Source organism: Elstera litoralis (assembly GCF_000963705.1).
GTDB lineage: Bacteria > Pseudomonadota > Alphaproteobacteria > Elsterales > Elsteraceae > Elstera > Elstera litoralis.
In genome coordinates this window covers 1-2,141 of the sequence record NZ_LAJY01000171.1, presented here as the reverse complement: position 1 = coordinate 2,141, position 2,141 = coordinate 1, and the positions used below count along the sequence as shown (strand labels likewise).

At 60.3% G+C, this 2,141-nt stretch carries 2 protein-coding genes; both read left to right on the top strand.

The features are described from left to right. A partial coding sequence (locus VZ95_RS07805) for a TetR family transcriptional regulator C-terminal domain-containing protein (RefSeq protein ID WP_045775350.1) occupies positions 1-628 on the top strand: 628 nt, incomplete at its 5' end. Positions 629-846: 218 nt separating this feature from the next. After that, positions 847-2,070 (top strand): Zn-dependent hydrolase, encoded by a 1,224-nt coding sequence (locus VZ95_RS07800; protein ID WP_045775349.1) that lies wholly within the window; start codon positions 847-849, stop codon positions 2,068-2,070. Positions 2,071-2,141 lie beyond the last annotated feature (71 nt).

Here is a 2,141-nt window from a genome sequence, read left to right as displayed (position 1 = left end):
CCCAACCGCCGGGCGGCGGGGCCGCGCGCGCTCGGAGGCCGAAATTCTGGCGGTGGCCGAAGAGGTTTTCGCCACCTATGGGCTGCACGGGGCGACCACGGCTAAAATCGCCGAGCGGGCGGGGATTCCGAAAGCCAATATCCATTATTATTTCAGCACGAAGGAAGCGCTCTATTTGCGGGTGCTGAAGGATATTCTGGAAGAATGGCTGTCGGCGGCGGCCTTCGATGCGAAAGATTCGGCCCGGCCCGCGCTGGAAGCCTATATTCGCGCCAAACTGCATTATTCGCGCGTCCGGCCCCAGGCGTCGAAAGTTTGGGCGAATGAGATTCTAAACGGTGCGCCGTTGATCCGCGCGCATCTGGAAGAGCGCTTGCTCGCCTGGGTCGATGCCAAAGCCGCCATCATCCAAGGCTGGATCGACCGGGGGGAGCTTGCCCCCGTCGATCCGCGCCACCTGCTGTTTACGATTTGGGCAACGACGCAGCATTATTCGGATTTTGCCACCCAAATCACCATTCTGCTGCGAAAAGAGGCGCTGGAAGACGCGGATTTCGAGCAGGCGGCGCAATTGCTCACCCAAATGGTCCTCGGCGGCCTCGCCAAACCCTTACAATCATGCTCTTGACCGTTTGGTCAGAAACTGGTCTGCTTTTTGCTCAACAGGAAGTGTTGGTAAAAAAGCGCGGGCGTTAGACCGGCGCGGCCAACGATGGGTTTCGAGCGGGAGTAGGACAGCGGGGCATCGCCCCGAACGGGCAGGCTTGCCCGACTGCCCCCTTCCGCAGGTTTGGGATTACGGCAGGGAGCAGGCCCGTGGCAGACAGTGCAAAAGATCGGTCGAACATGGCGGTCAACGAGGGCCGCCTTTGGCAAAGCCTGATGGAGATGGCCAAAATCGGCGCGACGGAGAAGGGCGGCGTTTGCCGCTTGGCCCTGACCGATCTCGACCGCGACGGCCGCGATCTTTTCGCAAAATGGTGCCGGGAAGCGGGCTGCACCCTCTCCGTCGATAAAATGGGCAATATCTTCGCCCGCCGTCCGGGGAAGAATAATGCTCTGCCGCCGGTGATGACCGGCAGCCATTTGGATAGCCAGCCGACAGGCGGTAAGTTCGATGGCGTCTATGGCGTGCTCGCCGGGCTCGAAGTCGTCCGCACCTTGAACGATTTTGGCATCGAAACCGATGCCCCTGTGGAAGTCGCGGTCTGGACCAACGAGGAAGGCAGCCGTTTCGCCCCCGCTATGGTGGCCTCGGGCGTGTTTGCGGGCGTGTTCGATTTGGACTACGGCCTGTCGCGCGCCGATCTCGACGGTAAAACGATGGGCGAAGAGTTGCAGCGCATCGGCTATGCGGGCGATTTGCCCGTCGGCGGGCGTCCGGTGGGGGCTTATTTCGAAGCCCATATCGAGCAAGGCCCGATTCTGGAAGCCGAAACCAAGACGATTGGCGTCGTCACCCACGCGCAGGGACAGCGCTGGTACGAAGTCACCTTGACCGGCCAGGAGGCCCACGCCGGGCCGACGCCGATGGAAATTCGGCACGATGCGCTGGTGGGCGCGGCGAAAATGGTGGTCGACGTCAACCGCATCGGCCTTGCCCATAAGCCGTTCGGGCGGGCGACGGTGGGCTTGCTCAACGTCACGCCGAACTCGCGCAATACGATTCCCGGCAAAGTGTTCTTCACCATCGATTTCCGCAATCCGAACGAAGATGCCTTAACGGCGATGGACGCGGAAATGCGCGCCTCGGTCGCTAAAATCGCCGCCGAGCATGGGTTGACGGTCGATCTCGTGCAGATTTGGCACTCGCCGGTCGTGACTTTTCACGAAAAATGCGTCGGCGCGGTGCGCAATGCCACCAAACGCCTCGGTTTCTCCCATATGGAAATCGTCAGCGGTGCCGGGCACGACGCCTGCTACATCAACCGCGTCGCGCCCACGGGGATGATCTTCATCCCCTGCGAAGACGGCATTAGCCATAATGAAGTGGAAAATGCCACGGCGAGCGACTGTGCGGCGGGCTGCAATGTACTGTTGCATGCAATGGTCGAAGCAGCCTCGGCTTAAGTTTCTAGATCCTGACTAAATGGTCAAGTTTTTGCTTGACCGTTTAGTCAAACAATAGCATCCTTCAAATA

Bases quoted from the DNA above. Each gene is read 5' to 3' on its own strand.
- VZ95_RS07800 (WP_045775349.1), top strand. From the start codon at position 847: ATGGCGGTCAACGAGGGCCGCCTTTGGCAAAGCCTGATGGAGATGGCC.